At 62.0% G+C, this 22,788-nt stretch carries 14 protein-coding genes and 1 pseudogene; 3 read left to right on the forward strand and 12 right to left on the reverse strand.

Annotated elements, in window-relative coordinates; genetic code table 11:
* Positions 1 to 115 precede the first annotated feature (115 nt).
* Both aspT and AB4Y40_RS07420 read left to right on the forward strand, forming a co-directional pair.
* A pseudogene (aspT, locus tag AB4Y40_RS07415) lies at positions 116 to 1,809 on the forward strand (aspartate-alanine antiporter).
* A 124-nt stretch (positions 1,810 to 1,933) separates the two neighbouring features.
* On the forward strand, positions 1,934 to 3,313 hold the full coding sequence (locus AB4Y40_RS07420; protein WP_368687088.1) for a glutamate decarboxylase: 1,380 nt from the start codon (positions 1,934 to 1,936) through the stop codon (positions 3,311 to 3,313).
* Between the two features lie 93 nt (positions 3,314 to 3,406).
* Here the strand turns inward: AB4Y40_RS07420 and AB4Y40_RS07425 are convergent, their stop codons facing one another.
* The 10 genes from AB4Y40_RS07425 to AB4Y40_RS07470 form a co-directional block, all read right to left on the reverse strand.
* Positions 3,407 to 4,867, reverse strand: coding sequence for an MdtP family multidrug efflux transporter outer membrane subunit (locus AB4Y40_RS07425; protein WP_368687089.1), 1,461 nt, complete (start codon positions 4,865 to 4,867; stop codon positions 3,407 to 3,409).
* A 23-nt stretch (positions 4,868 to 4,890) separates the two neighbouring features.
* Complete coding sequence (locus AB4Y40_RS07430) at positions 4,891 to 7,014, reverse strand: FUSC family protein (protein WP_368687090.1); 2,124 nt, start codon at positions 7,012 to 7,014, stop codon at positions 4,891 to 4,893.
* 9 nt (positions 7,015 to 7,023) lie between these two features.
* On the reverse strand, positions 7,024 to 8,082 hold the full coding sequence (gene mdtN, locus AB4Y40_RS07435) for a multidrug transporter subunit MdtN (protein WP_368687091.1): 1,059 nt from the start codon (positions 8,080 to 8,082) through the stop codon (positions 7,024 to 7,026).
* Positions 8,083 to 8,101: 19 nt separating this feature from the next.
* On the reverse strand, positions 8,102 to 8,389 hold the full coding sequence (locus AB4Y40_RS07440) for a YtcA family lipoprotein (RefSeq protein WP_368687092.1): 288 nt from the start codon (positions 8,387 to 8,389) through the stop codon (positions 8,102 to 8,104).
* 3 nt (positions 8,390 to 8,392) lie between these two features.
* Positions 8,393 to 8,752 carry a hypothetical protein gene (locus tag AB4Y40_RS07445; RefSeq protein WP_368687093.1) on the reverse strand — a complete coding sequence of 120 codons (360 nt, stop codon included), beginning with the start codon at positions 8,750 to 8,752 and terminating at the stop codon, positions 8,393 to 8,395.
* Between the two features lie 10 nt (positions 8,753 to 8,762).
* A complete protein-coding gene (locus AB4Y40_RS07450) occupies positions 8,763 to 9,098 on the reverse strand; it encodes a hypothetical protein (protein ID WP_368687094.1) in 336 nt (111 codons plus the stop codon).
* Positions 9,099 to 9,117: 19 nt separating this feature from the next.
* On the reverse strand, positions 9,118 to 9,558 hold the full coding sequence (locus AB4Y40_RS07455) for a hypothetical protein (RefSeq protein WP_368687095.1): 441 nt from the start codon (positions 9,556 to 9,558) through the stop codon (positions 9,118 to 9,120).
* A gap of 241 nt (positions 9,559 to 9,799) precedes the next feature.
* Positions 9,800 to 10,753, reverse strand: a complete 954-nt coding sequence (locus tag AB4Y40_RS07460) for a 3-hydroxyacyl-CoA dehydrogenase NAD-binding domain-containing protein (RefSeq protein WP_368687096.1) — start codon at positions 10,751 to 10,753, stop codon at positions 9,800 to 9,802.
* Positions 10,754 to 11,060: 307 nt separating this feature from the next.
* Positions 11,061 to 13,661: an ATP-binding protein gene (locus AB4Y40_RS07465; protein ID WP_368687097.1), complete on the reverse strand. Its 2,601-nt coding sequence runs from the start codon at positions 13,659 to 13,661 to the stop codon at positions 11,061 to 11,063.
* A 33-nt stretch (positions 13,662 to 13,694) separates the two neighbouring features.
* The gene (locus tag AB4Y40_RS07470; RefSeq protein ID WP_368687098.1) at positions 13,695 to 14,357 is read right to left on the reverse strand and encodes a response regulator transcription factor; all 663 of its coding nucleotides are present in this window, start codon (positions 14,355 to 14,357) and stop codon (positions 13,695 to 13,697) included.
* Between the two features lie 562 nt (positions 14,358 to 14,919).
* Here AB4Y40_RS07470 and AB4Y40_RS07475 point away from each other — a divergent pair.
* Complete coding sequence (locus AB4Y40_RS07475; protein ID WP_368687099.1) at positions 14,920 to 20,466, forward strand: AAA family ATPase; 5,547 nt, start codon at positions 14,920 to 14,922, stop codon at positions 20,464 to 20,466.
* Positions 20,467 to 20,517: 51 nt separating this feature from the next.
* Here AB4Y40_RS07475 and AB4Y40_RS07480 read toward each other — a convergent pair whose 3' ends face one another.
* Complete coding sequence (locus tag AB4Y40_RS07480; protein ID WP_368687100.1) at positions 20,518 to 21,969, reverse strand: DUF2252 domain-containing protein; 1,452 nt, start codon at positions 21,967 to 21,969, stop codon at positions 20,518 to 20,520.
* A 65-nt stretch (positions 21,970 to 22,034) separates the two neighbouring features.
* Positions 22,035 to 22,655 (reverse strand): STAS domain-containing protein, encoded by a 621-nt coding sequence (locus AB4Y40_RS07485; RefSeq protein ID WP_368687101.1) that lies wholly within the window; start codon positions 22,653 to 22,655, stop codon positions 22,035 to 22,037.
* Between the last annotated feature and the right edge of the window lie 133 nt (positions 22,656 to 22,788).

The following is a 22,788-nucleotide window of genomic DNA, read 5'->3' on the forward strand; positions in this document are numbered from 1 at the left end:
ATGGAGCCGCTGCAATCGAAGTGAGCGCAGACATGCTCTTGATCTTTTATTTAGGAATGCAGCATTGTTTTCCTTTCATTGACTTCTTGAAGCACATGCTACGGAGGATCACAAAATGAACTGGCTGGTATTAACGCTGCGCAGCCATCCTGAGATAGCGATCTTTATGTCGCTAGGGATCGGATATTGGGTGGGAGGAAAGAGCTATCGGGGCTTCAGTCTCGGCGCGGTCACCTCGACACTGCTTGCGGCCCCATCGCTATCGGGCAGCTGGGTATTCCCATCTCCGCCAACGTCAAGTCGATATTCTTTCTGATGTTCCTGTTCGCCGTCGGTTACGGTGTCGGACCGCAGTTTGTCAGAGGCATCGCCAAGGACGGCATTCCTCAGGCGCTGTTCTCGGTTGTCCAGTGCGTCCTGTGTCTGGCCGCCCCCGTTGCCGCGGCCAGGATCGCGGGCTATGGCGTCGGTTCCGCTGCCGGTCTTCTCGCGGGCTCCCAGACCATTTCGGCGTCGATGGGCCTCGCGACGGACGCAATCGGCCGACTCGGACTGCCCGCTTCGCAAACGAAGGCGTTGCTCGATGCGATGCCGACCGCCTATGCCGTCAGCTATATATTCGGCACGGTCGGCTCCGCCATCATCCTTGCCCAACTCGGCCCGAAGCTCCTGCGCATCGATCTCGTCAAGGCGTGCAAGGAATACGAAGCCAGCCTCGGCGGCACACAGCAACTCATTACCGCGGGTAGCGCCTGGCACCAGTACGAACTGCGCGCGTTTCGCATTACGAGCGAGAGTCCGTTCATCGGTCTGACCGTCCGCCAGGTCGAAGCCCTGGAGGCCGAGGGCATGCGTCTGTTCATCGAACGTATCCGACGCGGCACCGCAATCGAGGAAGCAAGGCTCGACTATGTCCTGGCAACGGGTGACGTCGTGGCCGTCGCCGGGCGCCGCGACCAGCTCGTGTCCACGCTGGGCACGAACGGAGCCGAGATCGACGACGCCGAACTCCTCGCGGTTCCTGCCGAGGGAGTCGATGTCTATGTCTCCGCAAAGGATGTGGATGGCCAGACACTTCAGCAGTTGTCCACGCTTCCCGCGGCGCGCGGCGTTTTCATCCGCAAGATCAAGCGCGGCCCGACCGAGACGCCGATTCCCGTGCTTCCGAGCACGCAGCTTCACCGCGGCGACACGATCACGCTCGTTGGCCGGACCCAGGATACGACTGCAGCAGCCAAAGCACTGGGCACGCTCGACCGGGCGACCAATGCGGCGGACGTTGCCTTCGTCGGGCTGGCGATCACGATCGGTGCGCTCGTTGGCGCGATCACCATCAATATCGGTGCCGTTCCGTTGACACTCTCCACGGCGGGCGGCGCGTTGATCGCCGGAATCGTGTTCGGCTGGCTGCGTGCCATCCACCCAACGTTCGGACGTGTCCCCGAGCCCACGATCTGGTTCATGAACTCAGTAGGACTGAATGTGTTCATCGCCGTGGTGGGGATCACGGCGGGGCCGGGTTTCGTGCTCGGCCTGAAGCAACTGGGTGTGAGCCTCTTTTTGTGGGGCATCTTCGCGACCGCGCTCCCACTGATTCTGGGCATGTTCATCGCCAGGTACGTATTCAGGTTCCATCCCGCAATCGTGCTGGGTTGTTGCGCCGGCGCCCGCACGACAACAGCAGCTCTGGGAATGATTTGCGACGCCGCGAAAAGCCAGGTGCCAGGGCTTGGCTACACCGTGACGTACGCGGTCGGCAATACGCTGCTGACGATCTGGGGCATGGTCGTCATCATGATACTCAAGTAGCGCTCGCTGCTGCCCCTCACTCATTCAATGAAGCACGTCCGGCGTGTCGCGTCACGCCGCCCCAGCTTGCATCACCCGGCAAACCCATTTTGCCGATGGCATGTTCAACCCCAGGAGATAGTCAATGGCTACGCCAATTGCAGCAGTGTCGTCGTACGAAGAGTTCAATATCGACGTGCCGGAAAACGAGTTCCCGCAACACGGCATCGCTGCGCGGGCAGCAGAAGCACTCGTCCTGAGTCAGGAATGGACGGACACGAACCCGATGCTGAACATGTCATCGTTCGTCACGACCTTTGCCGAGCCTGAAGCCGTCGAGATCGCCAGGCGAAACATGTTCAAGAACTATATCGACCACGACATGTATCCGCAGCTGTTCGCCATGGAAACCCGCATGGTGAGATGGCTGCACCAGCTCTGGAACGGGCCGGAAGGCGTCGAACCGTACGGCACCGCGACGGTCGGTTCATCGGAAGCGTGCATGCTCGCCGGTCTCGCCCACAAGTGGAACTGGCGCCAGAAGCGGGAGCGCGACGGCAAGGACGCCACCCGCCCCAATATGGTGACGGGCGGCAACGTCCAGATCGTCTGGAAGAAGTTCCTGCGCTATTTCGACGTGGAACCGCGGATCGTTCCGCTCAAGCCTGGCAACTATCGGCTGACGGCGGAGGATCTGGAGAAGTACGTAGACGAAAATACGATCGCCGTCGTCGCCATTGCCGGACAGACCTTCACCGGCGAGGACGACGACATTCAGGGGATTCACGACTGGCTCGACGCTTATGAAGCACGGACGGGCATTTCGATTCCCATGCATATCGACGGCGCGTCGGGCGGCTTCGTCAATCCGTTCCTGTATCCGGACTACCGCTGGGACTTCCGGCTGCCGCGCGTCCAGTCGATTAACGCATCGGGGCACAAGTACGGGCTCACGCCGCCGGGACTGGGCTGGGTGATCTTCCGTGAACGCAGCGTGTTCAACGAGGATCTCGTGTTCTACGTGAACTACCTCGGCGGCGAAATGCCGACGGCCACGCTCAATTTCAGCCGCAACGCATTCCAGATCGCCGTTCAGTACTACCAGTTCCTGCGCCTCGGTTTCGACGGGTATCGGCGCATCATGCGCCAGACGTTGGACAACGCCATCGCCTTGCGTCGGGCACTCGTCGACAGCGGCTATTTCAACATCATGAACGAGCAGCAGCGCATTCCTGTCGTGGCCGTCACGCTCGACAAGCGCGTCACGAAGTTCAACGAATTCGACGTATCGAACAAGGTCCGTGAAAAGGGCTGGGTGCTTTCCGCGTATTCGATGCCGCCCAACGCCGAGGAGGTCAAGAGCCTGCGTGTGGTGGTCCGGCCGCACATCAATCACAACGTGGCCCAGATGCTCGCGCGTGACATCGTCAATGCGTGCAAGTACCTCGAGACTCACGGCGGCAGCGCAACCGCACCGAAGCTGCACCAGCACCTGCCGGAGAACAGGTCGCCAGCCAAGTGCTGATGGGCCGGGCCAGTTTTTCGCCTTTCACCGATCGTTTGATGTCTGGCGCCCCGGGCTCTTTTTCCCCGGGGCGCATTGCACTGAAACAGGGCTTCAGCGAGGCTTCAGTTCGACGGGCGCATCGGCGCGATAGCCACCGCCCAGCGCCTTCGTCAACGCGACCTCCTGACTGAGCACCTGCCCGTTCAGCGCGAGCAGTGCGACCTGCTCGGCAATCACCGGTTGGCGCGCCTCGAGCGCCGCAAGCTGGCTGGTCAGTCCGCGCTGCCAGGACGCTTCGACACTGTCTCTCGTGAACGTCACCGATTCGATGCGCTGTTTTTGCAAGTCGGTTTCGGCGTCGAGCGCCTGCAAACGGCTACCCGTCTGCGCGACATCGCGAACCGCATTGAGGACGGCCTGGTTGTACTGCTCGATCAACAGGTTGCTCCCCTGGCGCGCGCCGCTCAAGTTCGCATTGAGCATGCCGCCATCGAAGATCGGCAGGTACAGGCCCGGAATCAGGTTGATCTGGCGGCTTGCGTGCGTGAACAGATCGGCGAGATGCAAGGCGTTGTAGCCGAAAAATGCCTTGATGTCGAAACTCGGATAGAAGGCGGCCTTGGCCGAGTCGATCCGGTCGAAGGACGACTGCACATACCAGCGCATGGCCTGCAAGTCGGGGCGCCGGGCGAGAAGCTCATAGGAGAGCGTCGCCGGCAAGACAGCCTGCGAGGCCGCCAGCGCAACGGGCCTGATCTCCGGCAAGCCGTCGGGCCCCGCGCCCGCCAGCGCCCGCAACGATTCCCGAAACTGCTTGATCTGCGCCTGCGTAGATACGATCTGCCGTTCGATGGCCAACTGCTGCGCACGGGCCTCTTCGAACTGCGTACGGGGCTCGAGGCCGCGCGTCGCGCGCGCCTCATGCGCCTGCACCGCAAACTGCGCGATCTCGTGTGATGCGTTCAATAGATCGATAAGCTGGTAATTCGTCTGGATACCGAAATAGAGCTGCGCGACATCGGCCGATATTTCGAGTTCGACCGCCGATGTCTCCGCAAGCCTCGCGTTCGTCACGCCAATCGAAGCCGCGATCTGCGCGCGCTGCTTGCCCCAAATGTCGACGTTCAGGCTCGCGCCCAGTCCGACGACGCCCTCGGTGTACCACGGGCCCGTGAGACCCAACGCCGGCTCGTTCTGCGCGAACGGTCCGAGAAAACCATTCGCCGAGACATGCTCGCGATCGAGCAAGGCAATCGCACTGACTTGCAGGCTCGATCCTGTCCTGACGAGGTCGACGTCCGACTTTGCCTGCGCCACGCGGGTGCGCGCGATCACCATCGTCGGGGCATTGGCGAGCGCCTGGTCGATTAGCGCGTCGAGCTGCGCGTCGTTGTAGCGCGTCCACCAACGGGCGGCGGGCCAGCCGTCGCGCGCGAGATGGATATCGTTCGCGAGATTGATCTGCGTGGGGGCGATCTCGGTATGCGGCGGGCTGTCATGGCGAATCAGCGCGCAGCCCGGCAGCGTGGACGCTATCCACGCGATGCACAGGCAGCGTCGGTGCCACGACACGCGTCGCCAATGCGCTCGCGCAATCATGATCGCAGTGCCTGTGACGACGGCGCCGCGGCGGGCTCCGGGAGGCCGTCAGCAGCCCATTCTGGCAAGCCCGCCACCTGGCGAGCCAGGTCGTCCGCGGCCTCGATGAGCGGTGTGCCGGTCGCGAGCGCCGGTTCACCGGCTTGCGCAACGATCTCGATGCGTCGCGGTGCGCGGGCTGCCGGTGGATTCGCCGCCAGTTCCTCCGCATATCGCGCAAGCTCGGCTGATGCCTGGTCCTGGGCCGAACGCACGGCTTCGGCGGTTCCTGGTTCGGATACTTCGGCCTGCGCCGCCAGCGTACGCAACGCATCGCCCGCCAGCATGATCTCGCGCCCCTGTGCGAGAACGGTTTGCGCGCGCAGCGTCAATTGCGGCTGGTCCGTTTCCCGCCAGTCGGGCTCGAGTGCGACACGGGAGAGCGTCGCCTCGCAATCGGCCAGCACGGCCCACGCCTGCAATTGACGCTGCGCATAGGGTAATTCGTCGTGCCCGGTCACGCCGGCTTGCGGTGGGCGCAATTGAGCTGCGATCGCCCGCAGCATGGTGGCGAGCTTCTGCCGCAGCACATCGCCCTCGCCTTCCCGCCAGAACGACATCTGCACGAAGGTCGCGACGCCAACGCCCAGCAGGATGCCCATCATGCGGTCGCGGATTTCCGTGAGATTGATGACTGGGCCGAATCGCGCGAGCAATGCCAGCGAAAAGGTGAACACCAGCTGGATGCCGGCGTAGCCGATTCGCTCCGAGCCGGCCGCAATCCACGCCCCGAACGCGATGACGGGCAGCGTCATCAGCAGCAGCCCCGTTATTTCGTCGAGGCGCGGTACGACGAACACGACCATGACCAGCGCGAGCGCACTGCCGATCGCGGCCCCGGCGAGCCGCAGCAACGCACGTTGTGCCGATGCGCCGAGGCTTGGCAGCGCGACGATCAGGCAGGTCAGCATGATCGTATGGGCGCCTTGCCAGTCTGCGGCGTTATAGAACACGTAACAGATCAACACCGCGAGCAGCGTCTTCAGTGAGAAGCGTGCATAGGCCGGGTTGGTCCACGCGTCGGACGCGACCATCGGTTCGCCCGGAGCGGAAGCGCCTGGCGTCGCGCCGCTCGCGAGGAGATCGGCGTAGGCGTGCAGCGCCCGCTGCAATTCCGCGGCTGCAGGAATCGTGTCGGCGGCGTTGCGTTCAACGACGGTGGTGGTGCTCACATAACGATATGGCTCGCCCAGCGCCACCGACTCGTCGAGCGCGCGGACGTTCGCTTGCAATTCGCGCAACATCTTCACTTGTGCCGCCGACGCACCTCGCCACTCGTGCGGCAGCTCGCTTGCCGCGCGATAAAGACGCGATACCGTCGCGATACATGCAAGCTGCGTCGCCTGATGCTCGCGATAGCGGGCGTCGCGCATCGTCGCGAACCGCAGCAGTTTTTGCAGCGTCAGCGCGCCTTGCTGGACGTCCGCCGGAGTGAGGGACGTAAGCGGCGCATTGCTCGCGCTGCCCTCGATCAGCTGCACCATCCGGACGTCGAGCGCCTCGAGTTGCCGATGAATCTCCGCCTTGAGTTGCAACTGCGGTTCTGCAGGCAACAGCAGCGTATTGACCAGCAGCGTCAGCGCAATCGGATAGTTGACGGCCACCCACACCCACAATACTGCGCGGATCAGCAAGTCGGCCTGATCGGTCCGGTCGACGAAGCTCTGCACGTAGATGACGACAATGGCGACAATGAAGAACACCACGCCGATCTTCAGCACGCGAATCAGGTACGCGCTGCAAAAGAACACCAGACTCGCAATGACGATGCGCACCAAAGGATAGTCGTACGTGAACTTCAGCAGCAGGATCGACAGGCCGATGCCGAGCGTCGATCCGAGAATGAACATGATGCCGACGAGCCGCGTGAACACCACGTTCGACTGCGTGACGTAAAACACCACCAGCAGCGACAACGCAAGTTCGGGCACTTCGAGTGCCATCGACACGACGATCACGATCGCGCTCGTCAGCATGCACCGCAGAGTCACGTTCATTCGCCCGGGGAACGTCGCTAGCTCCTGTTTCAGGAATGTGCCGGCATTGCGCAGCGTGTCGGGCAGGTAGTCGGCAGCGGCCATCCGCGCTCCTCAATGGCCTTCGCCGTGATTGCCGCGCCCAGGCCGCAACACGGCCACGGCTGACGTGCCGACGCGAAAAAGCTCCGGGTTCGGATTGCCCACGAGGATCTTCACCGGGAAGCGTTGCGACACGTGCACCCAGTTCAGCGTGCGTTCGATGTGCGGCAAACCGCCTGGCAGGGCAAGGCCGGCCTCCTCCGAAGCGATGCCGTAGCCGATCGAGTCGACTACGCCGTGAAAGCGCTGCCCCGTGTCGCTCATCAGGTAGACGGTGGCGGGCGTGCCTGCGCGCACACCCTTGAGTTCGGTCTCGCGAAAGTTCGCGACCACATACCAATGCCGCGTGTCGATCAACGTGAAGACCGGTTTGAGTGTGGAGGCGAACTGCCCTGTCGATGTCTTCAGCGAGACGACGCGTCCGTCGAATGGTGCGCGCACCGTTGCATATTCGAGGTGCAGTTCGGCAATCGCGATCTCGGCCATGATGACGGCACGCTGCGCGACCAGCGCGTCCACTCCGCTCACGGCCGCTGCCGCCTGGTGGGCCTGTAGCTGCGCGGCGCTGAGTTCGGCCTCGGTTGCGCGCTGCGCCGTGCGTGCGCGGTCGACATCTTCCGCCGACACATAGCCGTGCGAGAGCAGCGGCTCCATCCTGTGCAAGGTGTCCGACGCCTGATTCGCCGCGGCACGGGAGCGTTCGACCGCCGCACGCACCGACTGTGCGTTGTACTGCTGCGCGTTCACTGTGCGCTGGGTCAACTCGATCTGCCGATCGAGCGCGACGAGCGATGCCTTGCCTCGAGCCAGTGCATCCTCGTACGGACGCGGATCGATGCGGAACAGCAAATCCCCCTGCTTTACCGCCTGGTTGTCGCGCACCGCCAGTTCGACGATGCGGCCGTTGACCTCGGGCACGACATCGATCGTATCCGCATAGACATAGGCATCGTCGGTACGAGGCGAGCGGTCCAGCAGCCGGATCACGAAAATGAGCAGCAACAGCGTCGCCACGACCAGGAGAACCGCCGGCCATGCCTTCTTCCTGGTCTTGCTCGCACCTGTCGCCATTAGCTCACCTGAAGCGGATTCAATATTGGAACAACGCCAGCCAGAGGGCGAGTGACAGGAATGCGACCAGCGTGGGATACACCACGGCAGCGGGCGCAAGCAGGTGGTCCGCCGCGAAGCGCTTCAGAACCAGATAGATGACGACCGTCAGCACGACGCCCGCGACGATGCAAAACAGCCATTCGGGAAAGTACGCGCCGAGCACGTTGAGCGAAGGCGAGTAGTTTGCGCACCCTGAAACGGACATCGTTGCTATCACGGCGGCGCCAATTCGACGCTTCGGATCTCCGCCCGTGGTGAGTGGCATCTGTCACTCCGCCTGCCAACCGGATTTCGCCCCTGGCAGTTGCGCGCCAACGTGTGAAAAAGCGACCCCTGCTCGCAAGGCTACATAAGTCGCCACGAAACGGTGCGCGTCATGGCTTGGCAGCGCGGCCTCGGCGGCACCAAAAGCGCGTTCCATTTCTGAACGGCCTGCAGGCGTGGAATAGCCACTCTCGATTATGTGAGTCGCTTCTTCTTTCAATCGGCAGATGAGGCTGGCGGCGCACCGGCTGTCGAGCGTCCCGTCGAGAACGGATACTTCGATCGCGGTGACCAGTGCCGCCACCGCAACGTCGGATGACCCATCGGCACTGCTGTTATCCACCGAACCTTGCGACTCATTCATACGATTCTCCTCATGGCCAATCACGCGCAAGCGGCGATGTGCAATGTCTTCCTTGCGCAGCTTTCGTTATGGACGATTCAGCGCCGTCCTGCAGGGAATCGCACGCGTCATCGTCGTTCGCGCGCGCGAGCGGCAGCCGTAGTGATACGTCCTCGTCGCCCGCTGCTTTCTTATCCTTTGGTGTCCATGCAGTGCGATATATCTCGACGACATAGTCGCGGGCGTCGCACTGCTCGTTGAACAACCGTTCATAGAACCCTCGGTGTCGTTCGTGCGCCGACATATCCAGAACCCAGCACACTGCCAGCACAAGCAACGCCCGTACGAATCGCTCGGTAAGTCTCATTCCAGACGCCCCTGACCTGTCAGAGCGACGTGGCCCGCATGCCATTCTCGTGGGGCGGTGCGCAGGCGAAAACCAGAAAAACGAGCTTGCCGCCGCAGTCGACCAGCGAGATCAGCGGGATCCACATCGCATCGGCGAACGCAAGCGGAAGCCTGGAGCCGAGTGCCAGAATGCTCACGCCGCAGAGAAACGCGAAAATTTCGCGAGCAAAGCGGACATTCATGACCACGGCGAGTCCGGCGATAACCACGATAAGGTTGGCGGCAATGGCGGAAGCGAAGTCCGAGTTGCCGTTTCCCGTGACGAAGTCCAGCGCCGTCTCAACCAGCGACCACCAGCAGATCAGAAGCGTCGCGATCATCAGAGCGCGACCCACAGGCGGCTGGACGCCACCGCGCACGACGTGCTCCGAAGTTGCATGGATTAGGAATCCAAAGTCATTTTCGGCTTGCCTGAACATTTCCCGCCTCTTCGCGTCGCACCTTCGTTCTCGAACCGGCGCCAGAGTGCGGGGCATCGAAAGCGAGCCGCGAAACTGTACCGTCCACGCTTGCAAGGTAGCCCGGCAACGCGAAGAAATCTATTGTACGAACGGGTCGGTGGTCCTGACTCGCTGTTTGCCCGACTCATCCTTTGGTATAGGGGCCGGCGCAGAACACGAACGAACGGAGGAAACAGCGCTTATCGGGCACACGCATTTTTCATGAGGTGCTTGCCTCGGAGTCCGCACCCTGGCGCAGTTTCAGCAGGTCAAGCAGCATGCGCTCGCATTGCGCCGTGAGGTCGCCAACAGACTGGCCCGCTGCCTCGCGCCGCGCACCGTCGATGATCGCCTGCTGCATATTCGGCGTCAGTTCGGGCGACCCCAGCGATTTCCACCACGCGGTCATCGGTCCGGTGAACTGATCGAGAAAATTTTCGATGCCGCCTTTTCCGCCGCCGAGATGAAACAGCATGGTCGGCCCCATCAATCCCCATCGCAGTCCGGGGCCATGACACACTGCGGTATCGGCATCCGCCACGCTCACCACGCCCTCCGCCACGAGATGCACCATCTCCCGCCACAACGCTGCCTGTAGCCGGTTCGCCACAAGACCCGGCACCTCCTTGCGAACACGGATGGTGCGCTTGCCAAGCGAGGTATAGAAGGCCGTGACCTTGTTGACGGTCTCCTCTGACGTCTCTTCGCCTGCGACGACCTCGACGAGCGGAATGAGATGCGGAAGATTGAACGGATGCCCGATCACGCAGCGTTGTGGATACGACTTGCAGCCCGCCTGGATGTCGCTCATCGTGAGGCCGGAGGAACTCGAAGCAATGGGTACGTCCGGTGGAAGGAGAACGTCCAGCCCTTCATATATCGCGCGCTTCGAGTCGATTCGTTCGGGACCATTCTCCTGGACGAAGCCAACGTCCGCCACGGCGCCCGGCAAGTCGCGCGTGAAGCTGAGACGGGAGCGCGAGGCTCGGGGCGCGAGACCAAGCGCTTCGAGCGCCGGCCACGCCGCGTCGACATACTGCTTCAAGCGCTGCCCGGCGTCCGGCCCCTGGTCGAATGCGACGACGTCGAGTCCTTTCGCGAGAAACAATGCGGTCCAACTCGCGCCGATCACTCCCGTGCCAATCACCGCGACACGGTTGATTTGCTTCGTCACTGAGACGTTCCTTATAGTCAGATGCGCCATGCATGGCGTCACGAACGCGAGGGACCCCGTTGTCGCTCGCACGCCATGCTGGCGCCCAGCCTGGGTATTCAGGCAGAAGTTAATTCAATCTAGCAATGTCACGACCGCAATACATTGGAGAATCCGACGAGAGTCTTTGTGCATTTCGACAATCGCGTCCCGCCGAAGCCGAACGGCTGCGAATGGACAAGCAGGAAGGGGAAAATGAAGGGTCGTATGGCGCATCGCCACGACTGGCGAAGCGCCGGCACGAACCCGTTATTAATGTGACCGGACCCTAGGGGGCACAGTTCGGCAGCACGAACTGAAAGACTGCGCCATGCGGCGCATTCGGCCTCGCCCACAGATGGCCGCCATGGGCTTCGACGATCGACTTGCATATCGAGAGTCCCATGCCCATACCGACTAGCTTCGTCGTAAAGAATGGCTCGAACAGCCGGTCGGACGTCGCCGGATCGAGCCCTGCGCCGGTGTCCTGAACGGCAACGCGGATACCGCCCATTTCCGCAGCCTGAGACGTGATCGTGAGCGCTTTCGGATCGGGAGTCGCTGCGGCCATCGCTTCGATGCCGTTCATGATCAGGTTGAGCAGCACCTGCTGCAGTTGCACCGGGTCGCCGAATACGAAACCGATGTCTGCCGCCAGATCGGTGCGAAGCGCCACGCCCTGCTCCTGCAGTTCGACCCGGATCAGTGCCAGCACGTCCGCGATGGCGTCGTTGATGTCCACCTTCGTCAGTTGCGGCCCCGACTTCGATACGAGCGCGCGCAATCCGCGGATCACGTCGCTCGCGCGGTGTGCGTCGTGAACGATGCGGGCCATCGCGCCGCGCATGCTATCGAGATCGGGATTCTCGCGGTTGAGCCAGTTCATGCATGCGGTGCCGTTAGCGGAGATCGCACCCAGCGGCTGATTAATTTCGTGGGCAATCGAAGCGACCAACTGGCCCATGATCGTCAGGCGGGCGATGCGCGAGAGTTCCGTTTGCGCATCGCTGAGCGCCTCCTCCGCACGCTTGCGCTCCGTGATGTCCATTACGGTGCCGATGAATTCCAGTGCCCCAGATGCCGTGATATCGGGCTGCCCCACCACCTGCAGATATCTGACGGCTCCGCCCGGAAGTTCGATGTGATGCTCGTGCCGGAATCGCCGTCTTTCGCGTACGGCACCTTCGAGCACCCGCTCGAACGACGTTCGTTCTTCAGGACGGATGCGCCCCAAGAACGACTCATACGACGCCTGCTCCTTCGTTTCGAACCCGAAGATGCGCCGCAGCTCTTCCGAAGACGAAATATCGCCGGTTTCGGGCCGCCACCGCCAGCTGCCGGTGTGGCTTATCTTCTGTGCCTCGTTGAGCGATGCCTCGCTCGCTCTGAGCGCCTCTTCGGCATCGCATCTATCCGCGTTTTCGTGAACCAGCTCGGCGTAGAGACGCGCGTTTTCCAGCGAGATCGCCGCCTGCGACGAAAGGAGTTCCAGCACCGCGATTCGGGCGGGCTGAAAAGCATGCGAGGCGAGACTGTTCTCGAGGTACAGCATGCCGATCAGCTCGGCCTGCTTGATCAGCGGCAGGCACAGGATGGAGCGCACGGGTTTGTGACTGAAGTACGCGTCGGCAGGCTGGGCGCCGAGTGTTCGCACGTCGTCGACAATCGCGGGCTGCTTGCTGCGCGCGACCTGATTGAGGATGAATACCGGCGCCTTCGACGACGTGACCGGCGCCGGCACGATGTGCACCCGCACGGCGCCGCGATCGACACTCGCTTCGGCTTCGACGCGAAGTTTCCCCTCCCAGGGGAAAACCAGCAGCCCGTAGTCTGCTCCAGCGTGCTCGACGGCCAGCACCATCAGTGTTTCGATCAGCTTGTCGCTAACGATCTCGCTGGCTATGGCTTGAGACATTCTGACGACGGTGCCAAGGTCGATCTGCTCGGTCGAAGCTTCGATTGTCGGCAGCAAGGCGGCCGGCGCACGCTCGCGCAATTCAGGGTGCCGCTCTTCGAACTGGGCAGCGAGCGCGAGACCGGGGCCGCGCTGACCAGAATCGAGTGTTTCGATCTGGGCGGCAGCCTCCCATGCTGCGAGGCACTTTCCAAGGTCGGCCGCCACCCCAGCGGCCGTTTGATAGCGCTCATCTGCAGTCTTTGCCAGAAGCTTCATCAACACGCTCGAAATCTGCAGGGGTGCCCCGGTCGGACCGTCGCTGGGCGAAATGGGCTGGCGCGCGACGTGGCAATCGATCAATTCGATCGGATCCTTCGTGGCGAACGGTAGCGCACCGGTCAGGATTTCATACAGCGTGACGCCCAACGCGTAGAGATCGCTGCGGGAATCGACGCAGCGGTTCATCCGGCCCGTCTGCTCGGGTGCCATATAGGCGGGCGTTCCAGCAATGATTTCGGGCCAGTCAGGAAGCCGATGCTCACGCGGATGCCGCAAAGCGATGCTGAACCCGGTCAGCCATGCGTGGCCACGGACCATGTCCACAACGACGTTCGCGGGCCTGATGTCGAGGTGCATCAGCCCGCGCTCATGCATGCGGTCAAGCGCCTGTGCGAGCGCGATCCCGACACGTAGAAAGCTTGGAATGTCCAACGGATGACCGACGAGACAATCAAGCGGCTCCCCGCCCGGGTCCTCGAGCACAAGCGTCGTACTGCCTTCGAAGTGCAACAGCGCGATAGGCCGCGCCGCCCAGTCGGAGCTGAGCTCGGGTTCGAGCGAATATTCATGCTCTAGCCGTTTAACCAGCTCCGCACGCCCTGATGCAGCCGGCGTGACGAGCAAAATAGGGTTCAGCCCGTCGCGAGTGCCGCGGCGCAGCGTGTACTCGCTGGTCCTCAGCGTGGTCAACCGATAAGTAGAGAGATCTACCATGTAGAACACACCCCGGGCCGAAGAGACCGTCGCTCAGGCTTCTGGCTCGACCCCCAAGGCCGCTGCCATCCTGACAAGCTCCGCCACGGAGCGTGCCGCCATCTTTTTCATCACCTGCGCCCGATGGATCTTCACCGTCACTTCCCTGACGTCCATCTCGGAGGCGATCTGCTTGTTCAGCAAACCCGCTATGACGTAACCCATGACTTCTCGCTCGCGCAACGAAAGTAATTCGTAAGCGTTGCGAAGTGATGCCACCGATTGTTCCGCGACGAGCCGTTCATGGTCGCGCGCCAGTGCCTGGACAACGGCATCCAGCATGTCCTGCTCACGAAATGGCTTGGTGAAAAAGTCCAGCGCTCCAGCTTTCATTGCCCTGACCGACATTGGAACATCGCCGTACCCGGTCATGAACAGTACCGGCATGCGCAGGTCGCTCTTTGCGCCTTCCTGCTGGAAGGCAAGGCCGCTTTCGCCACGCAATCTAACGTCGAGAATCAGGCAGGAAGGTATGTCGGCCTTGGGGAACGCGAGAAATTCCCTGGGCGAGGCAAAAGTCTCGACATGCAGGCCGAAGGAATCCAGCAGGTTCGTCATCGCGATGCGCATCGACTCATCGTCGTCGATGACATAGACCACCGATTTTGCGCCCCCGCCCATCCCGGCGATCGAAGTCGAAACCGGTATCGCGCTCATCCTCTTTCTCCATGTGGGAACGCTGCCTGGTGTGTTCGCTACAACGAACCGGATGCCATACCGCGCCACCCCAAAGCGACCAACATCGGCAGACACCGGGATCCTACCGTGTTCGAGCTTGTGTCGTCTGGTAGAGAAATTTTGCTTTAACGCCCCGGATCTTATCCAATAAATGCTCGCTACAGCAATGTTTAAGTATAGTGCAGTCCGAAAAACTGAAGGAAAGCCCGAGCCGGGTACCAGGTTCCAGCGCGGCAATGAATTCCTTAGTCGCTTAACAACGCCAGAGCCGCGCGCAAAGTGGGGCGCCGTTACGGGCGAGCGCTTGAACAATCAGTTGTGCGATATTTAAACCTGCTGGGCGGCCGTAAAGGTTCTAAATCCGAAAGCAACGCTTTCGCCGGGAGTACGATTGCAGCATGACTGACGTGACTGACGACGACGCGCCGGTCGTCTTTGATCCGCAACCCAATGATCATAGGAACCCAGGACAGACGGCGCGGCCTGAATAGACCCTTCCGGTTCAAGTGAGGACAGACCACCCGACACGGGAGCGAGCGAGTTGAGTGTTTCATTCAGTTCATTTGATATCGATACAAGCGATCCCTTTCAGTTCGTATGGGAAGATGGCGAGCGCGCGTTCTATCGGGGATGGCGACTCAGCGCGGATGGCATGCGCGAGTCCGTACTGGTCGTGCGGCCTGTGGACGCCCATCCCAGTCAAGCTGTCGTCGATCGCCTCGCGCACGAGTACGCGCTGGCGAACGAACTCGACGAAGCGGCGGCGGTGCGGCCGCTCCTGCTGGTGCGCGAACATGGCCTCGTTGCGCTCGTGCTGGAGGATCCTGGCGGCGAGCCGCTCGAGCGGCTCGCCTCGCCAATCGACACGGAAAACTTTCTTCGACTCGCCATTGCAATTGTCGCTGCGCTAGGCAAGCTTCACGCGCGAGGTCTCGTTCACAAGGACATCAAGCAGGCCCACATCGTCGTGAACTGCGCGGCCGGCGCGGCAAGGTTGACGGGCTTCGGCATCGCAACGCAGATCCCACGGGAGCAGCAAACGCCAAGGCGCCCGGAGTTCATCGAGGGAACCCTCGCCTACATGGCTCCTGAGCAGACTGGACGAATGAACCGGTCGGTCGATTCGCGCAGCGACCTGTACGCCCTGGGTGTCACCTATTACAGGATGTTGACGGGCGTCTTGCCGTTCAGCGCGTCCGATCCAATGGAATGGGTGCACTGCCATATCGCGCGTCAGCCCGTGCCTCCAGCGGAGCGCGAGCGGTCGGTACCAGGCCCCGTTTCGACGATCGTCATGAAACTGCTCGAGAAGAGCGCCGAAGACAGGTACCAGACTGCGTTCGGCGTCGAGCACGATTTGCGCTGTTGCCTGGCACAGTGGGAAACGGGGGGACGTATTGACGATTTCCCGCTTGGCGCGCGTGACACACCCGACCGGCTTTTGATTCCCGAGAAGCTCTATGGGCGGACACGCGAACTCGACACGCTGCTCCGCGCGTTTGATCGCGTGAGCGGCGGCGGCAACGTGGAACTGGTGCTCGTCACCGGTCAATCGGGCATCGGCAAGTCGGCCCTCGTTCACGAACTGCATAAGGAGCTGGGCCCTTCGCGAGGCCTTTTCGCCGCTGGGAAGTGCGATCAGTACAAGCGGGACGTCCCCCATGCGACGCTGGCGCAAGCCCTGCAAAGCCTGCTCGGGCCACTCCTCGGTAGCAGGGAAGCCGATTTGAGCCGCTGGCGTGCCACACTGGACGCAGCGCTAGACCCAGGCGGCGCCTTGATCGTGAACCTGGTGCCGGCGCTCGCGACCGTCGTCGGCGAACAGCCGCCGGTTCCTGAGCTTCCTCCCGAAGATGCACAACGCCGCTTTCAGCTCGTGTTCAAGCGCTTCATTAGCGTCTTCGCCACACCTGAGCACCCGCTCGTGCTATTTCTCGACGATCTCCAGTGGCTCGACGCGGCGACGCTCGACCTGCTCGAATTTTTGCTGACGCGATCGGACTTGCACCACTTCTTGTTGATCGGTAGCTACCGCGATAACGAGGTCGCTGCGACGCATCCACTCACCCGCAAGCTCGCCGCAATCCGCGAGGCCGGGGTAGTCGTGCATGAGATCAAGCTTGAACCGCTCGTGCCTGACGTGCTCGGGCAGTTGATCGCCGATTCGGTGCGCTGCGAACCGGAACGCGCAGCACCGCTTGCGCGATTGCTACAAGGAAAGACGAGCGGCAACCCGTTCTTCGCACTCCAGTTCCTGACGGTGCTCGCCGATGAGGGATTGCTCAGCTTCAACCACGCGAAGGGGCACTGGTCGTGGGAACTTCGCCAGATCTACGCCAGGGGTTGCACCGACAACGTGGTCGAACTCATGGTCGGGAAGCTGGGCCGCCTGCCGGCCAGAACCCTGAAGCCCCTCCAGTTGCTGGCATGCCTCGGCAACATCGCCGAGGCCGCCACGCTTGCTGCCGTGTGCGAGACCTCGGAGCGAACGGTTGGTGCCAATATGTGGGAGGCGGTCCGTCAACAGTTGGTCATCCGCCAGGAGGGCGCTTACCGATTCGCTCACGACCGGATACTCGAGGCAGCCTATTCCCTGATTCCGGCCACCAGCCGGGCAGATATGCACCTGCGAATCGGGCGGCTGCTCGCGGCCCGACTTCCGCCGGCGCAACGGGAGGAGTCAGTCTTCGAAATCGTCAGCCAGTTCGATCGTGCGAAAGCACTGATCGTGACGCCAGAGGAGCGTCATCGGGTTGCCCAGCTGAACCTGCTTGCCGGCAAGCACGCCATGATGTCGGCGGCCTACTCGTCAGCGCTCAATTACCTGAAGACAGGCGCGGAGTTCCTGACGGACGACGGATGGGCGTGCCAGCATCAACTCGCCTTCTCCCTCGCCCTTCACCGCGCCGAATGCGAAATGCTGACGGGGGACCTCAAGTCCGCCGAAAGCCGCCTGGCGATATTGTCAACGCGAGCCGAAGATACCGTCGAACGGGCGATGGTTGCGAGCCAGCAAGCCGATGTCTACGTCATGCTTGGTCAGAGTGATCGCACTGTCGCGGTTGGCCTCGATTTTCTGCGACATGAGGGTGTCGACTGGTCTCCTCATCCCACAGCGGAGCAGGCGCGAGAGGAATACGAGCGAATCTGGTCAACGCTGGGCGACCGCACGATCGAAACGCTCATCGACATCCCCGTCATGAGCGACCTTGCATGCCTTGCCGTTCTCGACGTGCTGATCAAGGTCTTTCCCGCTGCATTGTTTACCGACCTCAATCTCTATTCTCTGGTGATCTGTCGAGCTGTGAATCTTAGCCTCGAGCGGGGCATTTGCGATGCGTCATGCGCCGCTTACGTACGGCTTGGCCTGATAGCCGGTTTCCAGTTCGGTGACTATGCGGCCGGATTCCAGTTCGCGCGGCTCGGCTATGAGTTGGTCGAACAACGCGCGATGAAGCGCTTTCAGGCAAGAACCTATGAGACGTTCGGTCTCGTCGCGCCATGGACGAACCCTGTCCGGACGGCCCGCGAACCTCAGCATCGCGCCTTCAACGTTGCGTGTACGATCGGCGACTACACTTATGCGGCGTACAGCTGTGCCCACCTCAACACGAATCTTCTACTGGCTGGCGATCCGCTTGTCGAGGTGCAACGTGGCGCCGAACATGGCCTCGAATTCGCGCGGTCGGTTCGGTTCGGATTCGCCGCGGATCTCATCACGCCACAGCTCCAGCTTGCCAGGACGCTTCGCGGATCAACGCGGAAATTCGGATCGTTCGACGATGATCAGTTTGACGAACGCCAGTTCGAGCTGAATTTCTCGAGCAAACCCGCTTTGGCGGCAGTTGCATGCTGGTACTGGATTCGAAAGCTTCAGGCCCGCTTCCTTGCGGGCGACTATGCGATCGCCCTCGAATCCTCATCGATGGCTCAAACTGTCCTGACGAAACTTTTAGGATCGCTTGAGATAGTGGAATTCTATTTTTTCGACGCCCTTTCGCGCGCTGCAATCTGCGAGGCCGGATCACCGCTTCAGCGCAGACAGCATCTGGACGCGATGGCTATCGATCATCAAAAACTACAGGCGTGGGCCGAAAATTGTCCGGAGAATTTCGAGAACCGACGAGCGTTGGTGGCGGCGGAAATGGCCCGTCTGGAAGGGGCGGACCTCGAAGAAGTCATGCGCCTTTACGAACTCGCGATACGCTCGGCTCGCGAGAGCGGGTTCGTCCACAACGAGGCGCTCGCCTGCGAGCGGGCAGCACGGTTCTACGCAGCGCGCGGGTTCGAAGCCATCGCGCGCCTCCATATGCGCCAGGCGCGTTGCGGCTATCTTCGCTGGGGCGCCGACGCCAAGGTGCAGCAACTCGATGAGCTATTCCCGCAGTTCCTGGACGATGAATCGGACGCGCGCCCGGCAATCACGATCGGCGCGCCTGCGGAGTATCTGGATCTGACTGCCGTCATCAAGGTCTCGCAGGCAGTGTTTGGCGAAGTGGTTCCTGAGCGCCTGATCGATACGCTATTGCGTCATGCGATCGAGTATGCGGGCGCCGGGCGCGGTCTCCTGATCACGCCGCGGGACGATGACCCGCGGGTCGAGGCCGAAGCCCTCGCCGGCTGCGACAGGGTCGTCGCGCGGCCAGGGACCGGCACTGCATTGCCGGAATCGGTCGTTCACTACGTCGCGCGAACTCGCGAAAGTGTGATCCTCGGCGATGCATCGGTCCAGAACCTGTTCTCTGCCGATCCCTATATCACCCGGTTTCGCCCGAGGTCGATGCTTTGCCTGCCGCTGATCAACGGAGCCAAACTGGTCGGCGTGCTTTACCTCGAAAACAATCTCGCGTCGCACGTATTTACCTCGGCGCGCATCGCCATGCTGAAACTGCTGGCATCACAAGCCGCCATTTCGTTGGAAAACTCCCGGCTGTATCTCGACCTGGCGGAACGCGAGGTGAAGATCCGGCGCCTCGTCGAGGCCAATATCATCGGGATCTTCATTTGGCGACTCGACGGCCAGATCGTCGAGGCCAACGATGCCTTTCTGCGGATGGTGGGCTACGACCGGGACGACATCGTCGCCGGCCGGGTCAAACGGGATGGCCTGAGCGCACCCGAGTGGCGCGAGCGCGATTTGCGCACCGTCATCGAACTGAAGACTGCCGGGATCGTGCAGCCCTTCGAAAAGGAATATACCCGCAAGGATGGGCAACGCGTGCCGATCCTGATCGGCTTTGCCGCTTTCGGCGAAGAATCCGATCAGGGCGTGGCATTCGTGCTGGATCTGACCGAGCGAAAGCGCGCCGAGACCGAAACACGCGAGGCCGAACAACGCTATCGCGAGATGCAGGCTTCGCTCGCGCATGCGAACCGGCTCGCGACCGTCGGTCAACTCACCGCCTCGATTGCACACGAAATCAAGCAGCCGATTGCCGCGTCGGCCGTCAATGCGCAGGCCGCCATGCGGTGGCTGCGCGCCGAGCCGCCCAAGCTGAAAGAGGCCCAACAGGCGCTCGATCGTGTAGTCGCCGATGCCATGCGGGCGGGCGATGTTCTCTCTCGCATACGCGACCTCGTCACGAAGACCCCCCAACACAAAGATCTTCTGCGTATCAACGAAGCCATCGTCGAGGTCGTCGAACTGATCCGGGGCGATCTGACGAAGAACGAAGTCGAGGTAGAACTGGCATTGGCGGATAACTTGCCGCTGGTCCGTGGAGACCGCGTTCAATTGCAGCAGGTGATGCTCAACCTGATACTCAACGCCGTAGAAGCGATGACAGGCAGCCGTGCCGGGCCGCGGGAATTGCTGATTGGCACCGCGCCGGACGATTCGGGCGACGTGCGCATCACGGTGCGCGATTCGGGGCCTGGCATCGCATCCGCGAATATCGAGCGCATCTTCGACCCGTTCTACACCACGAAGTCCGGCGGCATGGGCATGGGGCTGTCGATCTGCCGGTCGATCGTGGAAGTCCACCGCGGACGCATGTGGGCGGACGCAAGCATGCCTGGCGGAACCGCTTTTCAATTCGTGCTTCCGGGTCATTACGCGGGCGATGACGCGGAAGATACCTTCGGCTGAGCGGCGGCGCGGCGTTCGTGGCTGCGACGTGACCGGCAGCAGCCCCATGAATCACGTTTGAACCTGAATACGTCCAGCCTTGACTGCCGCCTTCAACACCGACCAGTCCTTCTCGTTCTGATCGGCATACGCGAGGGCGAACCGCTCGATGGCTTCGTCGAATGCCTCCGACTTGCCGGCATACCCCACGAGCAGCGCCGGATCGCCCGCTTTCGCCATGGAATGCGCCAGTGCGTGGGCGCAGGACGCCGCATATTCGCTGAGGTCTTCGACATCGAACGTCGTGAAGTCGAATGCGCCCTTCATGTCGCGGAGTTGCCGCACGTAGAAGTCGTTGCCCGTATGCTGCATCTTCGACCAGCCGAGGAAAATATCGCTCGCCGACTGCAACAGGCGCTGCCCGTTCACCACGCGCTGGCCGTGATTCGGATAGTGGCTTGCCGGCAAATAACCCTCCAGCGCCGAAGCCCGCGCCTCCTTCAATTGCAGAAACAGCGGACACTCGCCGTCGGCCATGAAAAGCGCCTCATAACAACGCGTGCCGACCGAGCCGATCCCCACGACGCGAATGGCCACGTCCACCAGTTCATATCGATCGAAGAGCGCGCGCCTGTCGTCGGGAAGCGTCAGCCGGTAGTCGGCGAAGAAACGCCGCACCATCGAATCGTACTGCTTCTGGTCGTGCGGACTTTCCAGCGGGACGTGATACACGAGCGGCGGCACGTCCTTGATGCGCAGCTTGCCGTTGACCGTCTCGGTCGAATGATTCATCACGGAGCGCGACGACTGCAGCCGGGCCGCGTCAATCACGGCTCGTTCCTTCTTTCGTTCCTGGTCCGTATCGGCGATAGCCAGCATGCTCTCCGCCTGGAACTGGTAGTACCAGACGTCGAGCGTGTCCATGCGGCTGAACTCGGTCATTCGTTGCCGGAACGTCTCGCACAAGCGGTGCACGACGCCGCGCTGATCTCGTGTCGCGAAGCCGCGCTCGCGCGCTGCGATCACAAACGAGGCCGCCAGCCGGCGAACGTCCCAGTCGAAGGGCCCGGGCAGCGTTTCGTCGAAGTCGTTCGGCCCAAAGAGAATGCGCCGCTCCGGGCTCGCGAACAGACCGAAATTGGCCAGATGCGCATCGCCGCCGAGTTGGACGGTCACACTGGAGTGCGGCAGCTTCGACAGGTCGAAGGCCATGAGCGGCGCGGCGCCGCGATAGAACGCGAACGGACTCTGCACCATGCGCCCATAGCGGATGGGAATGAGTTCCGTCACGCGCCCCACGTTGGACGCTTCGAGCAGCGCGAGCGGATCCCGATCCTCGATCTTGCACTCGGCAAGCCTCTCGCGCGGCATCGTCTTTCGCGCCGCCTTGCCCTGCTCGACTCTCATGGCGAGCGACCCGCGGCCCGCAAACATCGTGGACGGATCGCCTGGTGCCGCCACGGTCTTCGAATCGACGTGTTCCGCGGCAGGCTCGTTTTGCTTCGCGGCAACGGTATTGAGCATCTCGCCCTCCTTTCAATTGACCGTCAAGGCGGCCTTCTCACACCTTACTTCCCACATCCCCTGCCTCAATCCGGCTTCGTGTCCGAAGGAGATTCGGGTCCCGGTGCCGATGGCTGAGGCGATGGCGACAAATCACGCAGGGCCACTACAGCCGCGTCCACCGTAGCAAAGATCTCGCGATGCGCACCGTGCGCACGCAGTGCCTTGTATCGTTCGATCTGATGCCGCACGCCTGTGGCAAGCGCGACGGCGGCGATACCCACGCCCCGCTTGTCGAGTTCCTCGCCGAGTTGGACCAAGGTCTTGCCGGCCGTGTAATCGATGTTGTACATCTCGGTGGCATCGACCACAATCCAGCGCGGTGTTGGGCTCGCTTCGTTGACGACTTTGAGCACTTCCTCAGTGAAGCGGCCGGCGTTCGCATAGAACATGTCCGCTTCGAACCGGTAAACGACAATACCGGGCGCCGCGAGCAGATTGGGTGTAACCGGATGCGCGATCCACCGGTCTGCGGGGCCGCGCGTGAGCACACGCGTGCGCAGGCGGTAGCTATGCCGCGCATGCGCAATCAGCGACAGCACGACAGCCGCCAGGATGCCGTGCATCACATCGACGAACACGACCACGCCGGCGGCAAGCAACGCCACGACGAACTCGTCTTTCTGCATGCGATACAGCTCAGCCATCCCCTTAGAGGCCAGTTCAAAAAAAACCTTGATGGTCTGTTAACTTTCGCGGCGCGATGTTAACCTCAGTCGTCCAGAGAACGGAGACCGAGGGGATGCAAGCGCCGATCATTGACGACGAATTGTGGGCACT

The sequence above is a fragment of the Paraburkholderia sp. EG287B genome (genome assembly GCF_040965595.1).
Classification (GTDB): domain Bacteria; phylum Pseudomonadota; class Gammaproteobacteria; order Burkholderiales; family Burkholderiaceae; genus Paraburkholderia.